This is a genomic window from Orlajensenia flava, assembly GCF_004801905.1.
Lineage (GTDB): Bacteria > Actinomycetota > Actinomycetes > Actinomycetales > Microbacteriaceae > Orlajensenia > Orlajensenia flava.
On the sequence record NZ_SSSN01000005.1, the window covers coordinates 278,381 to 296,691 of the forward strand.

21 protein-coding genes are annotated in these 18,311 nt (G+C 70.0%); 8 read left to right on the plus strand and 13 right to left on the minus strand.

From position 1 onward, the window contains the following. Positions 1-44: 44 nt before the first annotated feature. Positions 45-1,241: a PucR family transcriptional regulator gene (locus tag E6C70_RS09085; protein ID WP_136424212.1), complete on the plus strand. Its 1,197-nt coding sequence runs from the start codon at positions 45-47 to the stop codon at positions 1,239-1,241. Between the two features lie 78 nt (positions 1,242-1,319). Here E6C70_RS09085 and E6C70_RS09090 read toward each other — a convergent pair whose 3' ends face one another. Continuing rightward, positions 1,320-1,934 (minus strand): TetR/AcrR family transcriptional regulator, encoded by a 615-nt coding sequence (locus tag E6C70_RS09090; RefSeq protein WP_136424213.1) that lies wholly within the window; start codon positions 1,932-1,934, stop codon positions 1,320-1,322. 232 nt (positions 1,935-2,166) lie between these two features. On the opposite strand from E6C70_RS09090, the gene E6C70_RS09095 reads away from it, so the two are divergent. The 3 genes from E6C70_RS09095 (at position 2,167) to E6C70_RS09105 (ending at position 4,718) form a co-directional block, all read left to right on the plus strand. Beyond that, on the plus strand, positions 2,167-2,760 hold the full coding sequence (locus E6C70_RS09095) for a DUF6230 family protein (RefSeq protein ID WP_136424214.1): 594 nt from the start codon (positions 2,167-2,169) through the stop codon (positions 2,758-2,760). 81 nt (positions 2,761-2,841) lie between these two features. After that, complete coding sequence (locus tag E6C70_RS09100; protein ID WP_136424215.1) at positions 2,842-4,452, plus strand: DUF6114 domain-containing protein; 1,611 nt, start codon at positions 2,842-2,844, stop codon at positions 4,450-4,452. Between the two features lie 83 nt (positions 4,453-4,535). After that, positions 4,536-4,718 carry a hypothetical protein gene (locus E6C70_RS09105; protein WP_136424216.1) on the plus strand — a complete coding sequence of 61 codons (183 nt, stop codon included), beginning with the start codon at positions 4,536-4,538 and terminating at the stop codon, positions 4,716-4,718. Between the two features lie 100 nt (positions 4,719-4,818). On the opposite strand, the gene msrA is transcribed toward E6C70_RS09105, so the two are convergent. The 5 genes from msrA to E6C70_RS09130 all read right to left on the minus strand — a co-directional run bounded on the left by msrA (position 4,819) and on the right by E6C70_RS09130 (position 8,689). Then, the gene (msrA, locus tag E6C70_RS09110) at positions 4,819-5,334 is read right to left on the minus strand and encodes a peptide-methionine (S)-S-oxide reductase MsrA (RefSeq protein WP_136424217.1); all 516 of its coding nucleotides are present in this window, start codon (positions 5,332-5,334) and stop codon (positions 4,819-4,821) included. Beyond that, entirely contained in the window at positions 5,331-5,816 is a 486-nt protein-coding gene (gene msrB / locus E6C70_RS09115) for a peptide-methionine (R)-S-oxide reductase MsrB (protein ID WP_136424218.1), read from the minus strand. The genes msrA and msrB overlap by 4 nt, the downstream gene beginning before the upstream one ends. A 577-nt stretch (positions 5,817-6,393) precedes the next feature. Next, positions 6,394-7,122 (minus strand): histidine phosphatase family protein, encoded by a 729-nt coding sequence (locus E6C70_RS09120; RefSeq protein WP_136424219.1) that lies wholly within the window; start codon positions 7,120-7,122, stop codon positions 6,394-6,396. A 239-nt stretch (positions 7,123-7,361) separates the two neighbouring features. Beyond that, positions 7,362-7,799, minus strand: coding sequence for a pyridoxamine 5'-phosphate oxidase family protein (locus tag E6C70_RS09125; protein WP_136424220.1), 438 nt, complete (start codon positions 7,797-7,799; stop codon positions 7,362-7,364). Then, positions 7,796-8,689 carry an alpha/beta hydrolase gene (locus tag E6C70_RS09130; RefSeq protein ID WP_136424221.1) on the minus strand — a complete coding sequence of 298 codons (894 nt, stop codon included), beginning with the start codon at positions 8,687-8,689 and terminating at the stop codon, positions 7,796-7,798. The genes E6C70_RS09125 and E6C70_RS09130 overlap by 4 nt, the downstream gene beginning before the upstream one ends. A gap of 117 nt (positions 8,690-8,806) precedes the next feature. Between E6C70_RS09130 and E6C70_RS09135 the strand changes: the two genes are divergently transcribed. Together E6C70_RS09135 and E6C70_RS09140 are read left to right on the plus strand one after the other, a co-directional pair. Continuing rightward, positions 8,807-9,436: a GNAT family N-acetyltransferase gene (locus tag E6C70_RS09135; RefSeq protein ID WP_136424222.1), complete on the plus strand. Its 630-nt coding sequence runs from the start codon at positions 8,807-8,809 to the stop codon at positions 9,434-9,436. Then, positions 9,433-10,293, plus strand: a complete 861-nt coding sequence (locus E6C70_RS09140) for a 3-hydroxyacyl-CoA dehydrogenase (RefSeq protein WP_136424223.1) — start codon at positions 9,433-9,435, stop codon at positions 10,291-10,293. Before E6C70_RS09135 ends, E6C70_RS09140 begins: the two co-directional genes overlap by 4 nt. Before the next feature lie 3 nt (positions 10,294-10,296). Here the strand turns inward: E6C70_RS09140 and E6C70_RS09145 are convergent, their stop codons facing one another. Beyond that, the gene (locus tag E6C70_RS09145; protein WP_136424224.1) at positions 10,297-11,613 is read right to left on the minus strand and encodes a GNAT family N-acetyltransferase; all 1,317 of its coding nucleotides are present in this window, start codon (positions 11,611-11,613) and stop codon (positions 10,297-10,299) included. Beyond that, a complete protein-coding gene (locus E6C70_RS09150; RefSeq protein ID WP_136424225.1) occupies positions 11,610-12,488 on the minus strand; it encodes a nuclease-related domain-containing protein in 879 nt (292 codons plus the stop codon). Before E6C70_RS09150 ends, E6C70_RS09145 begins: the two co-directional genes overlap by 4 nt. Before the next feature lie 107 nt (positions 12,489-12,595). Between E6C70_RS09150 and E6C70_RS09155 the strand changes: the two genes are divergently transcribed. Then, on the plus strand, positions 12,596-13,510 hold the full coding sequence (locus E6C70_RS09155; protein ID WP_235833364.1) for a carbohydrate kinase family protein: 915 nt from the start codon (positions 12,596-12,598) through the stop codon (positions 13,508-13,510). A 91-nt stretch (positions 13,511-13,601) separates the two neighbouring features. Here E6C70_RS09155 and E6C70_RS09160 read toward each other — a convergent pair whose 3' ends face one another. Further along, complete coding sequence (locus E6C70_RS09160; RefSeq protein ID WP_136424226.1) at positions 13,602-14,774, minus strand: MarP family serine protease; 1,173 nt, start codon at positions 14,772-14,774, stop codon at positions 13,602-13,604. A 178-nt stretch (positions 14,775-14,952) separates the two neighbouring features. Beyond that, positions 14,953-15,621 carry an NAD(P)-dependent oxidoreductase gene (locus E6C70_RS09165; protein WP_207670080.1) on the minus strand — a complete coding sequence of 223 codons (669 nt, stop codon included), beginning with the start codon at positions 15,619-15,621 and terminating at the stop codon, positions 14,953-14,955. Positions 15,622-15,658: 37 nt separating this feature from the next. Here E6C70_RS09165 and E6C70_RS09170 point away from each other — a divergent pair, with 37 nt between their 5' ends. Beyond that, positions 15,659-16,135 carry a MarR family winged helix-turn-helix transcriptional regulator gene (locus E6C70_RS09170; RefSeq protein WP_136424227.1) on the plus strand — a complete coding sequence of 159 codons (477 nt, stop codon included), beginning with the start codon at positions 15,659-15,661 and terminating at the stop codon, positions 16,133-16,135. A gap of 31 nt (positions 16,136-16,166) precedes the next feature. Here the strand turns inward: E6C70_RS09170 and E6C70_RS16665 are convergent, their stop codons facing one another. The 3 genes from E6C70_RS16665 to E6C70_RS09180 all read right to left on the minus strand — a co-directional run bounded on the left by E6C70_RS16665 (position 16,167) and on the right by E6C70_RS09180 (position 18,307). After that, complete coding sequence (locus E6C70_RS16665; protein WP_168770880.1) at positions 16,167-16,316, minus strand: hypothetical protein; 150 nt, start codon at positions 16,314-16,316, stop codon at positions 16,167-16,169. Between the two features lie 62 nt (positions 16,317-16,378). Further along, complete coding sequence (locus E6C70_RS09175) at positions 16,379-17,860, minus strand: maltokinase N-terminal cap-like domain-containing protein (RefSeq protein ID WP_136424228.1); 1,482 nt, start codon at positions 17,858-17,860, stop codon at positions 16,379-16,381. Positions 17,861-17,911: 51 nt separating this feature from the next. Beyond that, positions 17,912-18,307, minus strand: a complete 396-nt coding sequence (locus E6C70_RS09180) for a YchJ family protein (RefSeq protein ID WP_136424229.1) — start codon at positions 18,305-18,307, stop codon at positions 17,912-17,914. Positions 18,308-18,311 lie beyond the last annotated feature (4 nt).

Here is an 18,311-nt window from a genome sequence, read left to right on the forward strand (position 1 = left end):
GCGTCTTTTGTGTCGCTGAACAAGACGGCGGGTAGGCTCGCCGCATGGACGACGTCGTCGGGGACTGGCCGCGCCGGAGGCGGATGCCCGAGCTGACCTCGCTGGACGCGCCGACCCAGGCCGTGGTCGCCGCTGCGGTCGACCGGCTGCGCGACTCCGTCGATGAGTGGACCGCTCGGTTCCTCCGTCTGGTGCGTGAACACGTCCCCGGCTACGACCAGCTCGCCGACGACGACATCCGCGGGTCGGCGCGCACCCTCGTCGAGGGCGAGATCTCCGAGCTGGAGTCGATGCGCATCCCCGACGACGCCTTGCGAGAGCAACTGGAGGCGTTCGCGCTGAAGCGCGTGGCCCAGGGCATCTCGATCGACACCCTGTCGCTCAGCTATCACCTCGGCTCGCGGGAGATGCTCGCGCTCATGGACGAGATCGCGGTGGAGGTCGCGATGCCGACGGACCTCCTGCTGGCCATCCACGACAGCACCTGGGAATTCGCCAACGAGGCGGCGGCGGTGTTCGCCCGTGTGCAGCACGGACTGCTGGTCGAGCAGGCGCGTTTCGACGCCGAGAGGCGTTCGGCGTTCGCGCGTGGGGTGCTGAGTGGCACGGCATCCTCCGAGCAGATCCAGCGCGATGCGGCCCTGTTCGGCTTGGATGCCCGGCGCCCGTACGTGGCCGTGGCGGCACGGGCGACGACGCCCGCCCGCGCTGAGGAGCTCCGCCGGCTGCTCGCCGTCGCCACGCGCACCCCGCCCGACCGGCTGCTCGTCGCCGACGTCGACGGCTCATGGGGCTGCATCAGCCCGAGCGCTCCGGAGGGTGTCGGCGAGGCCCTCGTGGCCATTGGCCCACCGCTGAGGCTCGAGGAGCTCGACCGAGGCTTCGACGAGGCCGTGGAGGCGCTCGAGACGGCCGAGCGCTTCGGCATGGCCGGCGCCGTTCGGCTGACCGATCTCGGCCCGCGACCGTTGGTGCTGCCCGAGAGCAGGGCGGCCGACCTCCTCGCCGAACGGCACCTCGGTGCGCTGGCCGCCGAGGGACGCATGGGCGACGAGCTGCGCGAGACGGTGCGCGTCTATCTGGAGTGTGACCAACGGGCCGCGGATGCCGCTCGCCTGCTCACCGTGCACGCCAACACGGTGCGCTACCGCGTCAATCGGTTCCGCGAGCTGACCGGGCTCGACCTGCGGCGCACGGAGGACATCGTCACGACGTGGTGGCTGCTCAACCGAGGGGCGTGAGGGCGCTGGGTCAAGCGCGTGAGCGGGGCCCGTTATGCGGGGAGCCCTGCTCGAATCACGCGGCGAGCCCTGCTCGGGTCAGGCGGGGAGCAGGGGCGCCGACTCCGGGTCGGCGGCGGTGACGACGAGCAGTGCGGTGCGCTCCAGGAGGGCGACGACGTCATCCTCCGACACCTCGGTGCCGACGGCCGCCTCGACGAGGTACTGCTCGGCGAAGGCCACCCAGGAGCGGAGCGCCATTCGCAGGGTCGGAGACTCCGCGACCCCCATCTCGCCGAGGACGGTGACGATGCGCTCGGTCTGGAGCGACCGGGCCTGCTCGACGACCTCCTGCACGCGCAGGTCGCCGCTCGCTGCACCGCGGACGAGGGAGAAGAAGGTGCCGCGGTGCTCGCGCACGAAGCGCACGATGCGTTCGAGTGTGTCGTGCAGGCGCTCGAGCGGCGGGAGATCCGTCGCCGGCTCCGTGGCACGCAGCATGGCGTCGCGTGCCGTGCGCACGACCTCGCGGTGGAAGCCCTGCTTGGACTCGAAGTAGTAGAACAGCAGGCCGCGAGAGACGCCGGCCTGGGCGGCGAGGTCGTCGAGGGAGAGCTCGTCGAGCGGGCGGTCGGCCAGGGCGGCGACGCCGAGTGCGACCAGCTGCGCCCGGCGCTCGTCGGGCGACAACCGCGTGCGCCGTTCCTCTGCCATGAATCGAGCCTACGGGCGGCGCGGAGCACGACGCGCCGGATGCGAGCTCGGATCGTCACCAGTTCGTTACTGACTGAATATCAGTAGTAATTGACGCGCAGTCAATAGTCTCGTAATCTCTCCATCGCACGACGCCGCCGTCGTGCTCCGGCCTCCATCGAACATGGTCGGTGCGCACGGGCGACGGCTGATCGGCCCACCCGCACCACGTGTCATCAATCAAGGAGGATCTATGAAGTTCAGCTCGCTCACGGGCTCCCGCGCAGGACGAGTCCTGCTGACGGCCGTTCCCGTCGCGCTCGCGCTCAGCGTGCTCGGCGCCGGCGTCGCGAACGGCGCCGTCCCGGTCTCGTTCGCGGTCTCGGGCAGCCAGTTCAAGATCGGCGCATCGGAGCTGAACGGCACCGGGTTCTCGCAGTACTCGGGCGTCGCGCTCGAGAAGACGGGCAAGCCCCACGCCGTCGCCATCGCGAACATCAAGAGCGCGACCCTCGCCGACCTGTGCCAGTCGGTCGTCAGCGACACCCCGCTCGGCAAGCTCGGCATCCTCATCCAGGCCGGCGGCGGCGGAAAGCCCGCAACGGCATCCGACCTCCAGCTCGGCATGACCGACCTCCAAGGTGACGCCACCTTCACCAACATCCGCATCGGCGTGGACGCCTCGACGGTCAACACGACCGCGAAGGGCGAGGCGGGCGGCTTCGCCCAGGACGCGGATGCGCTCAAGATCGTTGGACTCAAGCAGACCGCATGGAGCACGCAGGCCGGAACCTTCGCCCTCAACGGCCTGCACCTGCAGCTGACCAACGGGACCGAGTGCTTCTAGCACTCAGCTGAGTCGTCGGCCGATCGATGCACGTCATCGATCGGCCGGCGCCCCATCCTGATCCACCTAGGAGTACCTGATTTGAGCATCGACCACCACGCCGGCACTGCCAGGCCCGCCGCCAGTGCAACACCCCCGGCCCCGTCGCGATTCGACAGCTGGATGGTCACCCGACCTCTCATCGGCGGCATCCTCGTCGTGCTCGCCGGCATCGAGATGTTCTTCTCGACGCAGCTCGATCTGGGCAACCTCCACATCCAGGTGGGCATCGAGGGCATGCAGGCCACCATCCTCCCGATCACGCTCGTCGTGCTCGGAGTGCTGGCGATCGTGTCGCCGTCGCAGCGCTTGTTCTACGGCATTCTCACGCTCGTCGTCGCCATCTACTCACTCGTCGCGGTGAACTTGGGCGGATTCCTCGTCGGGATGCTCCTCGGCGTGGCCGGTGGCATCGTCGTCGTGACGTGGGCACCCCAACGCGATGACGATGTTCTCGATGGTGCGGGTGCGTCGGGCGGAGTCGCAGAGGCGAGCGATGATCGCGCTGGCGTTCCCGAGGGCGCCCTCGAGGCGGGCGTCCCGGTGGATGCGGGGGCTGGCGCGACGGGCGAAGTTGAGCAGGCGAGCGATGATCGCACGGTCAAGGCGAGTGCCGACCGTTCGGCCGACGTCGGGATGCGCCGCGATCGCGTGAGGCCTGTTACAGCTGCATCGGCCGACGACCTCGCGCACGCCGACGACCTGTCCGTCGTGACCGGCGCCCTGAGCTCCGCACCGGAGCCGCCCCCTTTTCCCGCAGCGCCGGCTGACACCGGCGCCGCCACACCCGCGCCCGCATCCGGCACGATCCCGGCTCCGCTGCCGGCCCGCGCCGGATCGCTCACCCTGACGTTGCTCGCCGCCGTGATCGTGTCGGGCATCCTGACGTCGGGGCTCGCCGCTCCCAGCGCCCGGGCCGATGATGTCGGCGGATGCTCCGGCTCGAGCTGCGACGCGACTCCAACGCCCGACCCCGGGGCGCCTGGCGAACCCGTACCCGCTAGTACCCCGACCTCCACGCCCGGCCCGACGCCGTCCGTGCCGACGCCGTCCGTGCCGACGACCACTTCACCGACGTCCACGCCGACATCGTCGCTCACGCCACCCACCAGCGGTCCCGACGATGGCACGACCCATGGTTCGGCAGGTGGTTCCGGCGGATACGCGCGGGGTGACACCGACCCGGCCGCCGCCGCAGCCACCGCCGCCGCGACCCCCGCCCCGCCCGTCATCGCTGATGCCCTCTACCCCGGTGCCACCGCCCAAGTCAGCGGGTCATCGCTCGGCCTCATAGGGGGACGGTTCGTGGGTGTCACCACGGCGACCCTCCTCGATGGCCGCACGGTTCCTGTGCTGCGCATCACGGCCGACCAGATGTCCATCGCCGATTTCTCGCTCGATGCGCCGGCCGCGGGCGGTCGTCGCCAGCCGAACACCGCGTCGCGCATGAGTGCGGACGGCCGCGTCGAGCTGCTCGTCGTCTCCCTCGGCGGCACTCTGGCGGATGGCACCGGCATCCGTTTCGATGCTGCGGCCCCGCCCCCCGATGGCACGCTGCTGCCCGGGCTGACGGGCCCGGTCGTGGAGTTGGTCTCGATCACGGGCGACTCGTTGCGCCTCGTGGGATCGCACCAGCAGGTGCCGGTCGCGTAGCACCCCGGCGCTGCGGGGGAAACCCTCTACCCGGATGCGGTCTGCAGTCGGATGCTGGACCCATCCGATGACGGGAGAACCAGATGTCCGATATCAACGCGCCCAGTGCATCCGAGGCGCCGGGTCAGGACGATGAGACGACGGATCCAGCGGATCCGGGCACGGAGGAGTCGTCGTCGTACAACATCTCGCCGCCGCCCGACGTCGACTCCGAACCGGGTGGCGACGGGCTTCCCAGCGCGGACGAGGACTCCGCCGCCGAGTAGTCGCGCCAGGAGACGGCTCAGCGCCACCTCGTCGGCGTTCGCGCCAGTTGAACTGGCGCGCGTACCGACGAAGTGGCGCTGAGGGACGACGCTGAGGGCGCTACGCGGGCTGCTGCTCGCTGCGCTTGGGCAGCACCCATCCCGGGCGGACGAAGTGGCAGGTGTATCCGTTGGGGTACTTCTGCAGGTAGTCCTGGTGCTCGGGCTCGGCCTCCCAGAACGGAGCGGCCGGCTCGATGGTCGTGGCGACCTTTCCGGGCCAGAGGCCGGAGGCGTCGACATCCGCGATGGTGTCGCGCGCGATCGCCTCCTGCTCGGGGCTCTGCGGGAAGATCGCCGAACGATAGCTCGTGCCGATGTCGTTGCCCTGCCGGTTCAGCGTAGTGGGGTCGTGCACCTGGAAGAAGAACTCCAGCTGGTCGCGGTAGCTGGTCTTCTCGGGGTCGAACACGATCTCGAGAGCCTCGGCGTGGCCGGGGTGATTGCGGTAGGTCGCGTTGGCGTTCTGGCCGCCGGTGTAGCCGACGCGGGTGCTGATGACGCCCGGGCGCGTGCGCACGAGCTCCTCCATGCCCCAGAAGCAGCCTCCGGCGAGAATTGCGGTCTCGGTGCTCATGATGCGTCCTCCTGCGTGTTGGTCGTGGTGTTCATCGTCTGCGGGAACAGCGAGCGGAAGTCGCCGTATCCCTGCGCCTCGAGCTCGCCGACGGGGACGAATCGCATCGCCGCCGAGTTCATGCAATAGCGTAGGCCTCCCGCCTCGGCCGGCCCATCGTCGAAGACGTGACCGAGGTGGCTGTCGGCGCCGCTCGAACGCACCTCGGTGCGCTTCATCCACAGCGTCCGGTCGGTCTTCTGCGTGACGGCGTCGGCGCTGATCGGCCGCGTGAAGCTCGGCCATCCGGAGTGGCTGTCGTACTTGTCGGTCGACGCGAACAGCGGTTGCCCCGACACCACATCGACGTAGATTCCGGCGTCGTGGTTGTTCCAGTACTCGTTGCGGAAGGCGGGCTCGGTGGCGTCCTCCTGCGTGACCCGGTACTGCGCGGGCGTGAGGCCGCTCACGGCCTCGGGAGTCTTGCGGTAGTCCTGTGACACTTTCTGCTCCTGTTCTCGACATCGCTGGCTGCGACGGCTGGCGGTCGCTCATCTCGGTCTATCGGAGTTCGCGGCCACTGGATAGAACGGATGGGATGTCGATGCTGTTCCATCGAGGCTGGGAGCGCGCTGTGGGTTTGAGCGCGGGCGGGCGCTCGTGGGTTTGGGCGCGAGCGGGCGCTGGCTGTCGCGGCGGCGGATGCGCGTTATGGCACCGACGCGCGGCCGGATGCGCGTTGTGGCACTGCGGTGACGGCAACGCGGTCCGGCCGGATGTGGGGGCCGTGCCGGCGGATGCGCGTTATGGCACCGACGCGCGGCGGGATGCGCGTTATGGCAGTGCGATGATGGCGACGAGGCGAGAGTGGATGTGCGGCGCGGTCACGGATGCGTCAAAGCGTCGACGCGAACGCTTGCGGCATCGGATCCGGGCGCGCTGCCGGCCGGATGCGCGTTATGGCACCGGCGCGTGAGCGGATGCGCGTTATGGCACTGAGGGGGTGGGAGTGGGGTCGGGCCGGACGTGGGGCGCGGCGGCGGATGCGCGTTATGGCACCGACTCGACGCGGGATGCGCGTTATGGCACGGAGGTGGGGTGCGGCGGGGGTGCGTCTCGCACGGTCGACAGGGTGCGGCTGAGCGGGTCGATCGCGGTGACGTCTTCGAGCTCCGCGCCCGAGATGGGCTCGGCATGCCAGTCGACGAGGGTCCAGCCCGCAGGACCGTCCGGTCCATCGGGGTCGACGGAATCGAGGGTGACCATGCCCGTGTTCAGCAGCTCGTGGGTCGAGGCGAACGTGTCGCTGATGTTGCCGGAGCGGTTGGCCGCCCACACGCGGATCGCCATGCCGTGGCTGAACGCCGCAGCGACGTCGACATCCGGATCCGCTGCCGCGACGATCGCGGCGATCGCCTCGTCGTACCGGGCGAAGAACTCGTGGCCATCGGCGGCACCCGGCATCCGCACGTCGAGCTCGCCCTGCGCCCACGCGAAGCACGTGCTCAGGTACAGGTGCACGGACACCGGGTCGCTGCGGTCTTCGAGCTCGCCCGCCTCAACCTCTCGGAGCCCGGGCAGGATTGTGATGGGCAGGTCGAGGTGTCGGGCCAGCGGGGCGGCCGTCAGCTGGGTACGCAGAAGTGGGGATGCGAAGATCGCCTGCGGATACCGGCCGTCGAGTGCGTCCGTGACCGCTTCCGCCTGCTCCTCGCCCAGTTCTGTGAGGCCCGGACCGGGCGCGTCGGTGTCGAGGCGACCGAGGACGTTCGACGGGGTCTGGCCGTGGCGGATGAGCAGAAGACGCATGGTTCGCACAGCCTAAGCCTGCTGAAGCCCGCATCCGCCCGCGCCAGCCCGCTCGTGCTTGCCCCAGTCGCCACCCCCGCTCGTGCCTGCCGCAGTCGCCACCCCGTTCGCCAGCCTCTCGCGCTCGCCCCAGTCGCCCCCGGCTCGCGCTCGCCCCAGTCGCCCCCGGCTCGCGCTCGCCCCAGTCGCCAGCCCGGTCCCGCTCGCGCCAGTCGCCACCCCGCTTGCGCCCGCCAGCGTTACCAGGCGGCGAGCTTCTCCGGCGTCATCACGATGACCGTGCTGAACTGCTCGGCGATGGGGCCGATATCCATGCCGTAGTCGACCATTCCCTCGGCGTACTTGGTTCCGTACGCCGCGCCGATCTCGTCGAGCCACTCGGTCGTCGGGCGGTCGGACAGCACCGCCGAGCCCGTCAGGATCACGATCTCGGAGCCGAACGGGCCTGACTCGAGGTGGAACTGCACGGGCGAGCCACGACGGATGGCGCGGACCTTCGTCGTGGGGGGCTCGCTCAGCACGATGACCGTGCCGTCGTGCCAGAGGAACCAGACGGGGACGCTGTGCGGTGTTCCGTCGGCGCGTACGGTCGTCAGCCAGCCGATGATCTCGGAGTCGAGCTTGCGAAGCGCCGTCTGGTGCGCCTCCTTGCTCTCATCGAACAACGTGTCGGTCATGATCGGTCCTCTCTGGGGTTCGATGCGAGATGGTCACGGAACCACGCGACGGCGATCGCGTCGTACGCCGCAGCCCCTGCCGTCTGCGGAGCGGGTTCGATGCCGGGCTCCTCGGCCAGTGCGTGACCGACCCCGTCCACCACGCGCAGCTCGGCGGACGATGCGTCGGCGAACGCCCGCGCCGGAGAGAGAAACCCCTCCTCATCGTCCGCTCCGGCGACGACGAGAACGGCCGCGCCCGTCGCGTCGATTTCGGGAGCCTGCCGAACGAAGTCGAGCTGGGTCGCGACGGCCTGGGCCGGTGGCTTCCAGTCGTAGGCGCCGCGGCCGAAGAAGGCGGACATCTGCTCGATGTTCGGCTCGAGCTGAAGCATGGGACTGACCAGCACGACGGCGCGGGCCTCGGATGCGCCGCTCGCCAGCACTCCCGCGGCTACCGCCGAGCCGGCCGAGCCGCCCAGGAGGCCGACCGGCGCAGACGGGTCGACGCCGAGGTGCTCGCGCGCGTCGGAGAACGCCTGCGGGAACTCGGCGATCGCGCCCAGGCAGATGGGCTCGAACAATCGGGTGACGGGATCTTCGGAGGCCAGCTGCATGATGGCGTCCATACCTCCGGCCGGCATCCGTTCTCCGTTGAGCGGCAGCCCGAAGTAGATCACGGTCGCGTCGAGACCATCGAGCGGCAGCGCCGCCGCGAAAGCGGCCTCGGAGCGCGGGGGGTCGAGAAGGTGCCATGCGGCGATCACCGGGGCGCCGGGGGAGTCTCCGCGCCGAGCGACGTAGGGAACCCCATTGCCGGTGGTCCCTCGCACCATCTCCGTGCTCGTGACAGCACCGGCATTCGATGCCCCGTCAGCTGCCGCACCCTCGACCATCGCATCTTCGCTCATGCAATCGACGCTAGCCGTCCCCACCGACACTCGAAAGACGGAAACCCGGTCGGCGCGTGGCCACGCGAACCAGTGCGGCAGGCACCCGACCGTGTCCGCCGATGGCAGCATGGTCGTATGGGCGAGAGAGAGCGGATCGAGATCCGGCCCGCGCAGCCCGGCGATGCCGCAGGGGTCGCCGACGTGTGGTTGCGTTCGTTCTCTGCAGCGCTGCCGACGGTCGCCCGCGCGCACTCGAATGACGACGTGCGGCGGTGGGTGAGGGAGGTCCTCCTGCCGGATTCGGCCGTATGGGTCGCGGTCGACACGAGCGCCCGCACGAGCGCAGAGGTGAGCGCCGACACGAGCGCAGAGGCGAGCGCCGACACGAGCGTCGACGGAAGCGCCCACGCGGCCGCCGACGCAGGAGCCGACGCGATCCTCGGAATGATGGCGCTCGGAGGCGTCGACGGAGACGGATGCACGGAGCTCGACCAGCTCTACGTCGTGCCCGAGCGATTCAGCCAAGGCATCGGCACCCGTCTCGTCGAGCGGGCGCGCATCGAGGCGCCCGGGGGCCTGGTGCTGTGGACGTTCCAGGTCAACACCGCCGCGCGTGCCTTCTACGCGAGTCGGGGATTCATCGAGGTCGCCCTCACCGACGGGGCAGACAACGAGGAGCACGAACCCGACGTGAGGCTGCGCTGGCAGCCGACGGACCCGCAACAAACGACAAGCCAAGACATCACCCAACGAAGGAAACCATGACTGAATTCACCAGCGTCACCGTGCTCGGCACCGGAGTGCTCGGCTCGCAGATCGCCTACCAGACCGCGTTCAGCGACTTCGACGTGGTCGCCTACGACATCAGCGACGAGTTGCTCGAGGGCGCGAAGAAGCGCTTCGCCGCGCTCGCCACCACCTATGCGAAGCACGTGAAGGGGGCGGGCGACGGCAAGGCGGATGACGCGCTGACCCGCATCCGTTACTCCAGTGATCTCGCCGACGCCGTCAAGGATGCCGACCTCGTCATCGAGGCCGTGCCCGAGGACATCGCCGTCAAGCGCGAGACCTACGGCCGGCTCGCCGAGGTCGCGCCCGAGAAGACCATCTTCGCCACCAACTCCTCGACCCTGCTGCCGAGCGCGATCGCGGACTACACCGGCCGGCCGGACAAGTTTCTCGCCATGCACTTCGCCAACCACATCTGGCTGCACAACGTCGCCGAGATCATGGGCAGCCCGCAGACCGATCCCGCCGTGTTCGCGCAGCTCGTCGACTTCGCCGGCGCCATCGGCATGGTGCCCATCGAGGTGCATAAGGAGAAGGCCGGCTACGTGCTCAACTCCCTGCTCGTGCCGTTCATGACCGCCGCGAGCGACCTGCTCGTGGATGGCGTCGCCGACCCGGAGACCATCGACAAGACCTGGAAGATCGGCACGGGCGCGCCGGCCGGTCCCTTCGAGATCTACGACGTCGTCGGGCTCACCACGGCGTACAACATCTCGCGGAACGGCGGACCGAAGCAGCAGAAGTTCGCCGCCTTCCTCAAGGAGAACTTCATCGACCAGGGCAAGCTGGGCGTCGCGACGGGCGAGGGCTTCTACACCTATCCGCGCAGCTGAGCCTCAGAACCAGATGCTGAGGTGCGGGGTGCGCTCAGCGGCGAACAGGCGGTCGGCGAGGCGGATGGCGGCATCGTCCGCCTCGATGCGCCCCGCCGCCGCGAGCATGCTGGGTCGGTAACCCCCGAGGTAGATCGCCCCGAGGTCGTTCACGCTCAGGCGCAGCACTGGAGCGGTCGGCTCGGACTCGTCATCCAGAGCGGTGACGGATGCGCGCCCTCCGGCCGCGATGTCCAGCAGGAAGCGTCCGTTCGCGAATCCGAGCGGGTCATCGACTACGAGCTCCAGTGCGCCGGGCGTCTCGTACCGGCGTGCCTCGAGAGCAGCCGCGGTGTCGAGGATGCGCACCCAGAGGTGGTCGCTCACGTGCATCCAGCGCACGCCTCTGGCATCGTCGACCAGCCACTTCAACGGCTCATCGATCGAGCGCAGGTCCGCGTGGATGCTGGTGACGAAGTCGTGCTCGAGGAGGAATCGCCACAGGCCGCGCGCGGCATCATCGGTCGCGGCTTCGCGCACGTCGACCATGAGGACGCGGGTCTCCGGCCCCTTCTCGTCGATGTGGTACGCCGCCCAGCCCTGCGCCACCCCGTCGGCGTCGTCGTATCGGACCGTGCGGAGGGCACGCGCGACATCCGACCCGGGTTTGTTCAGCGCGAGGTAGCGCGGGAAGAAGCCGGTCCACCGGGCGACCTCCCCGGGCGAGCGCCGAACGGCTCGCGCGCTGATGGCAATGGCATCGGGAAGCAGGTCGGCCGCCTCGACGAAGTGCACACGCCCGCTCGGAACCGGTGCGGCCCAGCTGACCCGCCGCCGGTCGACCTCGACGGATGCGGCCGACGTCGCGGGAGCGTATCCGTACCGCGAGTACAGCGTCGCCTCGCTCGCCGTGAGGATCGCCATCGGCACCCCGGCCGAGTGGGCGACCCGCAGCTCGGCCTCCATCATGGCGCGCGCGACGCCCCGACGTCGGTGCGTCGGCGCGACGGTCACGGAGCTCACCGCCCACGCGGGAGCGACGACCGGGCCGGGCACCGTGAGTTCGGTCACCCAGGAGTTCACCGTCGCGACGGGAACCTCGGCGTTGGGGATGCTGTCGTCCCACACTCCCGTCGTGCGATTGACAGCGAGGTGCTCCACGTTCGAGGCCATCACGGATTCGCTGATGCGCGACTCGGCGAACCCGCGTGCATCGGCGGCGAACCAGGCCTCGAAGGCCGCCCGGTCGCTCGTGTCGAGTAGCCCGTAGCGCAGGCCGGATGCCGCGAGGGCATCGACGGCGCGCTGGTCTACGGGCAGGGCGGAGGCGTCGGTGGTCATGCCATCAGGCTATCGAGCGCGGGTCGGGCCAGACCAGCAGCGCTCCCGCGACGACTCGCGTCGGGCCAGACGAGCCGCGTCCTACCAGCCGAACAGACTTCCCATGGCCGGCCAGCGGCTCCGAATCCGGTTGCGGCGATCCAGAGCGAGCGGATGGCGTGAGCCTGATCCACCTCGTCGCGCAAGGCCGTGAATCCGTCGAGGTCGGGGTGGGCGATCGCGTCGACGCCCGACGCGTGCCAGGTGTCCGGCCGAGAGACCACGGCGGCGACCGCGTCGACATCGATGGTCGTGGCGCGACGCGTCCGCAGCCAGGAGAGCAGGCGCTGGTCGGTCATCACCTCGACGGTGGCCGGCTGCCGCTGGATGGTGAGCTCGCGCGCGCCGACGATGACGATCGCGCTGCGAACCGGCACGTTCTCGCCGAGTGCTTCGCGGAGGAGCCGGGTGGCACGAGCGGACTCGTGTGCGGCGTTGCGGACGTGGTCGGTCGGCTGGCCGTTCACGAGAATGCGCCTGGCGCCCACCCACACCCGGGCTCCGTCGTGGTGCTTCGTGTTGATGGTGAACACCCCGGCGGGTCCCACGACCACGTGGTCTATGTCGCTCTCCCCCGACCCGACGGGAACGGCGTGAAGCACTCGCCATCCGTCGCCGAGCCGGCTGAGCCGGCGGGCCACCCGCAGCTCGCCGAGGGCGCCGGCGTACCAACTGCGCGCATCCGCCCCGAGCGGATCGACGCCGAACACACGCTGCAGCATGCGACGGCTGGGCTCGTGGGCCTGCTCGGCGAGGCAGCGCACGATGACGGCGGAGCCGGCGGGGCGGCCGATGAGCGTTGCCGATGGCGCCGGGTCGTCGTCGATCGCGGTCATCGAATCCTCTCGGGGTCGTAGACACGCTAATCAGCGTCGCCCCGCACTGCGTCACCCAGTTCGGGTGGGTACGGTGTTCACAGTCCGTCCCGTCGATCGGAGCCCCCATGACCGAGCCCGCCATGAGCCAGCCCCGCGTGATGGACGCCGTCGATGTGCTCGTGATCGGCGAGGCGCTCATCGACGTGGTGCGCTCGCCCGGGGGCGACGCGGAGCACGTGGGCGGCAGCCCGGCGAACGTGGCGCTCGGCCTCGGGCGCCTCGGCGTCGACGTCTCGCTGCTCACATGCATCGGGCGCGACGCGCGCGGCACGGCGATCGCCGAGCACCTGGCGGATTCGGGCGTGGACGTGCTCGAGCGCTCGTATTCGGATGCCGCGACCTCGACTGCCATCGCCACGCTCGCGGCCGATGGCTCAGCGAGCTACCAGTTCGACGTCACGTGGCGGCTGTCGTCAGCCGTGCTGCCCGTGCATCCGCGCATCGTGCACACCGGTTCCATCGCGGCGTTCCTGGCACCCGGAGCGGTTGCGGTGCGCGAGCACCTGGCCAGCGTCGGCGCGGACGAGATCACGTTCGACCCCAACGTCCGTCCGGCGCTCATCGGATCCCGCGAGCAGGCGCTGCCGGTGTTCGAGCAGACGGCTCGGCTCGCGTCGGTGGTCAAGCTGAGCGACGAGGACGCCGAGTGGCTCTACCCGGGTGCCGGGCCGGCGGAGGTGCTCGAACGGATCCTCGCCCTCGGCCCGCGCCTGGCGGCGATCACGCTAGGCGGAGCGGGCTCGATGCTCGCGGCTGGCGATTTCGCCGTGGAGGTGCCGGTCACGGCGGTGGACGTGGTCGACACGATCGGGGCGGGCGACACCTACATGGCCTCGCTGATCGACTCGATCCTGGCCGAGGGTACGGACGGCCTCACCCGAGACGCGGTCGAGCGCATCGGGCGGCGGGCCTCCCGCGCGGCGGCCGTGACGGTCTCGCGGGCGGGCGCCGATCTGCCGACCCGAGCCGAGATCGGCTGAGGTCTCGAACGAACGCAGGATGAGAGCGGCGATGGACGCATATCGCAGCCAACGCCGGTCTCATCCTGCGTTCTGGGGGAGAGAGCGCGCGTCAGGCGGCGCAGGCGCCCGACGAGACCGTGGCTGACAGTGATGGAGCCTGGGCGGCGACCGGGGCGAGCTCGGCGAGGGTGAGCGCGTAGCCCACCCCGCTCACCGTCGCGGACTTGGCGAACACGACACCCGCGACCGCGCCATCCGTCGAGAGCAGCGGGCCGCCCGAGTCGCCCTGGTTGATGGTGGCAGCGAGTGCGTACACCTCGCGGGTGCCGGATCCGGTCGCGTCGGCGATGGTCGAGGTCTCAGCCACGGTCGCCGGCAGCGACACGAACGGGCCGCCGAACGGGTACCCCTGCACCGCGGCGGCGCTCCCCGTGGGAAGGGCGCCTCCGATGCGGAGTGGTGGCGCGTCGAGTCCGGGCACATCGAGCACGGCGAGGTCCTTCGCCGGGTCGAAGTAGACCACGGTCGCGTCGTGCGGCCGCTCGCCCGGTGCCTCGACGACCGGGTCGGTGACACCCGCGACGACGTGCGCGTTCGTGACGATGCGGTCGTCGGCGATGACGAATCCGCTGCCGGTGATGCCGACGCCGCACTGGTAGGCGTTGCCAGACACCCTCACGACCGATGCTCCGGCGGCGGTCAAGGCGGGTGAGGACGTGTCCACGTCGGCGACCGGCGGAACCGTCGCCGGCGGCGCGATGTTCTCGAGCACCCACGGGACGGCGTCATTCACCGCCGACGCCCGCACGCTGGCCAGGAACGCCTTGGCCGGGTCGGGGGTGAGTCGGTCGATCGTGCCGAGTGTCGCGCTGCCCGCGATCGCCTGGGTCACGATCGGCGCCCCGAGGCTGCTGACCCCACCAGCGACCGTTCCCAGGACGAGGGCGACCACGACGGTGCTGGTGGCGAGTCCGGCCGTGCGATCGATTGCCGAGAGGTGGATCGCGCGGACGCCCCGGCTCAGCAGACGACCGAGCAGCGCGCCCACCGTCTGCCCGAGGACGAGCAGCACCAGGCCGCCGCCGATGACGAAGAGCGGACGCCAGTCGGCCGTCGGGGCCCATGTCGCCAGCACGGGAATGAGCAGGTACGCCGCCACCCCGCCCGCGACGAGACCAGCGGCGCTGAACACGCTGCGGAGGAATCCACTGCGCCATCCCGAGATGGCCGCTCCGATGAGCAGCAGCACGACGATGATGTCGAGAACGACGGATGCCGACATCGTGCCTCCTGCTGGCGTGCGATCCGGCCCGCGAGGTCCGCCGGCCGGACCTCAACTCTGCGGCATCGGATGCGGAACGGGCTGTGAGAACGCTGGGCGCGTCGCCATCCGTCAGCGCGAGGCGGTCTCCCGGCCGAACGCCTCGCGCAGGATGAGCTCGCGCACGCTGGGCGCCCCGTCATCGGTGATGAGCGAGACGGGAGAGCGCGTATAGGTGTCGTCGGTGGCTTGGCGCAGCAGCAGGTCGGCGAGGTCGGCCCGAGGTGAAACGCCCGGGTAGTGGCTCGGCCGAAACGCGGTAGTCGCTCACGATCTCCGCATCGAACAGGCCCGACGGACGCACGATGGTCCAGTCGGTGTCGCTGGCCATCACCAGCTGCTCCATGCGTGCCATGTCGGCGTAGAGCGTCTTGCCGAGCGTCTTCGTGATGAACGGCTGCAGCACACGCCCGAAGAAGAATCCCTCATCGGCGTTCGGGTTCGGCACGGTCGCGCTCGAACTGACGCACGCGAATCGACGGATGCCGTGCTCGGTCATCGCAGACAACATTTTGGCCGCCCCGGAGGAGTACACGTCGATGGGATGCCGGCCGTACGGCACGCCGAGGCTCGAGAGCACGACGTCATGGCCTGCCATCACGCGGGACACCGCTGCGGCGTCGTGCACGTCGGCACGCTGGACGGTGAGGGCGCCTCCCGAGATGTCGAACGCGTCGGGCTGCCGGGTGACCGCGGTGACGGTGTGGCCGGCGTCGAGCGCCCGACGAGTGAGGAGTCGACCGGTCGGACCGTTCGCTCCGAAGACGATGATGCGCATGGACTCTCCCGACGCCTTGGCCGCTACCATGTAGTCAGCGTTCAGTAATATACGAGAAAGATACTATATGAATTCCGTATGGAATGGCACATCCGCTGACCGTCGCCGTGCCGTGCTCGCGGTGAAAGACTCCCTGCGGCATCTCAACGGGGAGCTCACCAGCCTCAACCGCCGGGTGAGCGGGAAAGCGGGCCTCAAGGACATCGACCTCGAATGCCTCGACCTGCTCGTGCGCGACGGTCCGACCGGTCCCAGCGCCTTGGCGCGCTCGCTCGGCCTACACCCGGCGACGATGACAGGTGTGCTCGACCGGCTCGACCACGGCGGCTGGATCGAACGGGATCGCGACCCCGCCGACCGGCGTGCCAGCGTCATCCGTGCCGCGAAGAATCGCGCCGGCGAGGTCTACGGCCTGTTCTCGGGGATGAACTCGTCGCTCGACGACATCTGCTCCCGCTATTCGGATGACGAACTCGCCGTACTGTCCGACTTCATCGCACGGACAGCGGAGGCGGGGCGTCGCGCTGCGAACGCCCTCGCTTGACGGATGAGGCGCCTAGCTGAAAGCGATTCGCCTACTCGACGGCGGACTCCTCGTCCTCCTCGGGGTTGAAGTTCGATTTCTCACCCAGTCCTGCGGCCAGACCGTCCGGCTCCGACGGGATGGTCTTGTCGCCGCCCACTCCGTCTTCCTTCGGCTCGGGGTCGCGTTCGGTGTCGCTCATGGGAACCTCCTCGTTCCCCTCCAGCATGTGATGGATCCAGCGGACGGGCAACGGGGTTGCGCTCAGCTCCGGCGCGCTGCGTCCAGTTGCGCGAGGATGGCGTCCGCCTGCGTCCCGACCGATCCCACGACGGCCGAACGACCGAGGACGCGCACGATGCCGAGCAGCGGGATGGGCAGCCAGTCCTGGCGATTGCGCTGCTCGTAGAGCGCCTCGTAGACCGCCTTGTCGAGCTCGAACGCGTCGCGCACCGTGCGGTGGGCGCGGAGGTCGACGCGGGCGGCATCGGCGTATCCGCGCAGGAACGCCTGCCGCGAATCCGTCGCCCACGCGGCCACCTCCACTGCAGGACGGGACGGATGCTCCCTGCCCACCGACCCGGCGACATAGTCGAAGGAGCGCAGCATTCCGGCGACATCGCGCAGCACGACGTCTGGTCGCACGCGATCGGCCATGGGGCGAAGCGGTTCGCCCTCGAAGTCGATGAGCATCCAGTCGCGTCCCGGGGCCGAGAGCACCTGGCCCAGGTGCAGGTCGCCGTGCACGCGCTGCAACGGCGGCCACTCCATCGCCTGCGCCCGGTCGTACGCCGCCTCGATCGCGGGACGATGCTCGCGCAACGCGGGAATCTCGGATGCCGCTGCCGCGAGCCGCTCGTGCCACCCGAACACCACTCCGGCGATGTCGCCAGGGGTCGCCGGATTCGTCTCGAACAGGTCCGCGAGTGCATGATGCACCTCGGCGGTGGCCCGGCCGATCGACTGGGCCTCCTCGTCGAACGAGGTGCCGTCCGCTGCCGATCGCAGCGCCACCCGCCAGGCGTCCTCGACGCCCGGCAGGAACTCCTGGGCGAACGCGAGGTGCCCGCGCGCCCGTCCACCGGCGCGCCCGACATCGGCCCACTCGCCCACGACGGCCCCGACGCTCGGCGGGACGTGGGTGGAAGCCGCTTCCGCGAGCGCGGTCTGCAGGGTGACGTCGGGGTTGTCGCCGTGATGCAGCTGGCGGAACACCTTGACGATGATGGGCGCACCGCCATCCGTCGCCTCGTAGATGATCGAGGTGTTGGACTGCTCGCCCTCGAGCACGCGGGCGCGCGCGCCTCGAGCGCTGCGGTCGCCGGCCCGCGACGAGCGGGAACCGGTCGCCGACGCGATGTCGGCAGTCGAGCCGCCACCGTTCGACTCGGCGCCGGTCGACTCGCCGCCAATCGATTCGGTGCCGTCGAGGATCATCTCGAGTAATGCAGCCGCGTAGGCGGGGTCGTGAGCGCCGTCATAGAGGTAGCCGCCCGAGGCGACGCGTCCGATGAGCCGGTGGCCAGCGCCGGGCAGCAGCGTCTGGCGGCGGGTGACCGGCACCTGATAGAGCGTGGCGGGGCGGGAGGCGTCATCCATCAGCAGCAGGGTGTGCACACGCACGCCGGGCTCGGGGGTCGGAAGGGTCCACTCGCCGATGGGGCGCAACTCCGGCACGCGACCCTTGCTCGCATACCACCGCTGGCGCGTCATCCAGTCGGTGATGCACTCCAGCGTGCTGTCCATCTTCCGACCGTACCCTGCTGCGCCCGGCGACGGGTGCGGTGCGAGCATGGGTCAGCCCGCGTCCTCGAGGTAGAACCAGCGACCGTCCTCGCGGACGAACCGGCTGAGCTCGCGCAGTTCGCCGCGGCCTTGAGGCCCTCGGAAGTAGGCGATGAACTCCACCGTTCCCGTGGTGTCGAGGGGGCCGCCGGCGCTCGTACCGAGGATGTCGAGGCGGTACCAGCGCTGGTCGTCGTCGAGGTCGAGACGTGGCGGACGGGTCGACGGATGCGCCGTGGCGAGCAGGTAGCGGGCGTCGCCGGCGGCGAACGCGGTGAAGCGGGAGCGCATCAGTTGGAGTGCCGTGGGCGCCATCCGTTCCCCACGCAGCAACGGACCGCAGCACTCGCCAAAGGTCAGCCCGCTCAGGCAGGGGCAGCGGGCGTCGTCGGCTGGCGTGATGGGCACGCTT

Excerpts from the sequence above, each read along its gene's own strand:
- E6C70_RS09085 (WP_136424212.1), top strand. The coding sequence starts at position 45 with ATGGACGACGTCGTCGGGGACTGGCCGCGCCGGAGGCGGATGCCCGAG.
- E6C70_RS09090 (WP_136424213.1), bottom strand. The coding sequence starts at position 1,934 with ATGGCAGAGGAACGGCGCACGCGGTTGTCGCCCGACGAGCGCCGGGCG.
- E6C70_RS09095 (WP_136424214.1), top strand. The coding sequence starts at position 2,167 with ATGAAGTTCAGCTCGCTCACGGGCTCCCGCGCAGGACGAGTCCTGCTG.
- E6C70_RS09105 (WP_136424216.1), top strand. The coding sequence starts at position 4,536 with ATGTCCGATATCAACGCGCCCAGTGCATCCGAGGCGCCGGGTCAGGAC.
- msrA (WP_136424217.1), bottom strand. The coding sequence starts at position 5,334 with ATGAGCACCGAGACCGCAATTCTCGCCGGAGGCTGCTTCTGGGGCATG.
- E6C70_RS09120 (WP_136424219.1), bottom strand. The coding sequence starts at position 7,122 with ATGCGTCTTCTGCTCATCCGCCACGGCCAGACCCCGTCGAACGTCCTC.
- E6C70_RS09125 (WP_136424220.1), bottom strand. The coding sequence starts at position 7,799 with ATGACCGACACGTTGTTCGATGAGAGCAAGGAGGCGCACCAGACGGCG.
- E6C70_RS09130 (WP_136424221.1), bottom strand. The coding sequence starts at position 8,689 with ATGAGCGAAGATGCGATGGTCGAGGGTGCGGCAGCTGACGGGGCATCG.
- E6C70_RS09135 (WP_136424222.1), top strand. The coding sequence starts at position 8,807 with ATGGGCGAGAGAGAGCGGATCGAGATCCGGCCCGCGCAGCCCGGCGAT.
- E6C70_RS09140 (WP_136424223.1), top strand. The coding sequence starts at position 9,433 with ATGACTGAATTCACCAGCGTCACCGTGCTCGGCACCGGAGTGCTCGGC.
- E6C70_RS09145 (WP_136424224.1), bottom strand. The coding sequence starts at position 11,613 with ATGACCACCGACGCCTCCGCCCTGCCCGTAGACCAGCGCGCCGTCGAT.
- E6C70_RS09150 (WP_136424225.1), bottom strand. The coding sequence starts at position 12,488 with ATGACCGCGATCGACGACGACCCGGCGCCATCGGCAACGCTCATCGGC.
- E6C70_RS09155 (WP_235833364.1), top strand. The coding sequence starts at position 12,596 with ATGACCGAGCCCGCCATGAGCCAGCCCCGCGTGATGGACGCCGTCGAT.
- E6C70_RS09160 (WP_136424226.1), bottom strand. The coding sequence starts at position 14,774 with ATGTCGGCATCCGTCGTTCTCGACATCATCGTCGTGCTGCTGCTCATC.
- E6C70_RS09165 (WP_207670080.1), bottom strand. The coding sequence starts at position 15,621 with ATGGTAGCGGCCAAGGCGTCGGGAGAGTCCATGCGCATCATCGTCTTC.
- E6C70_RS09170 (WP_136424227.1), top strand. The coding sequence starts at position 15,659 with ATGAATTCCGTATGGAATGGCACATCCGCTGACCGTCGCCGTGCCGTG.
- E6C70_RS16665 (WP_168770880.1), bottom strand. The coding sequence starts at position 16,316 with ATGAGCGACACCGAACGCGACCCCGAGCCGAAGGAAGACGGAGTGGGC.
- E6C70_RS09175 (WP_136424228.1), bottom strand. The coding sequence starts at position 17,860 with ATGGACAGCACGCTGGAGTGCATCACCGACTGGATGACGCGCCAGCGG.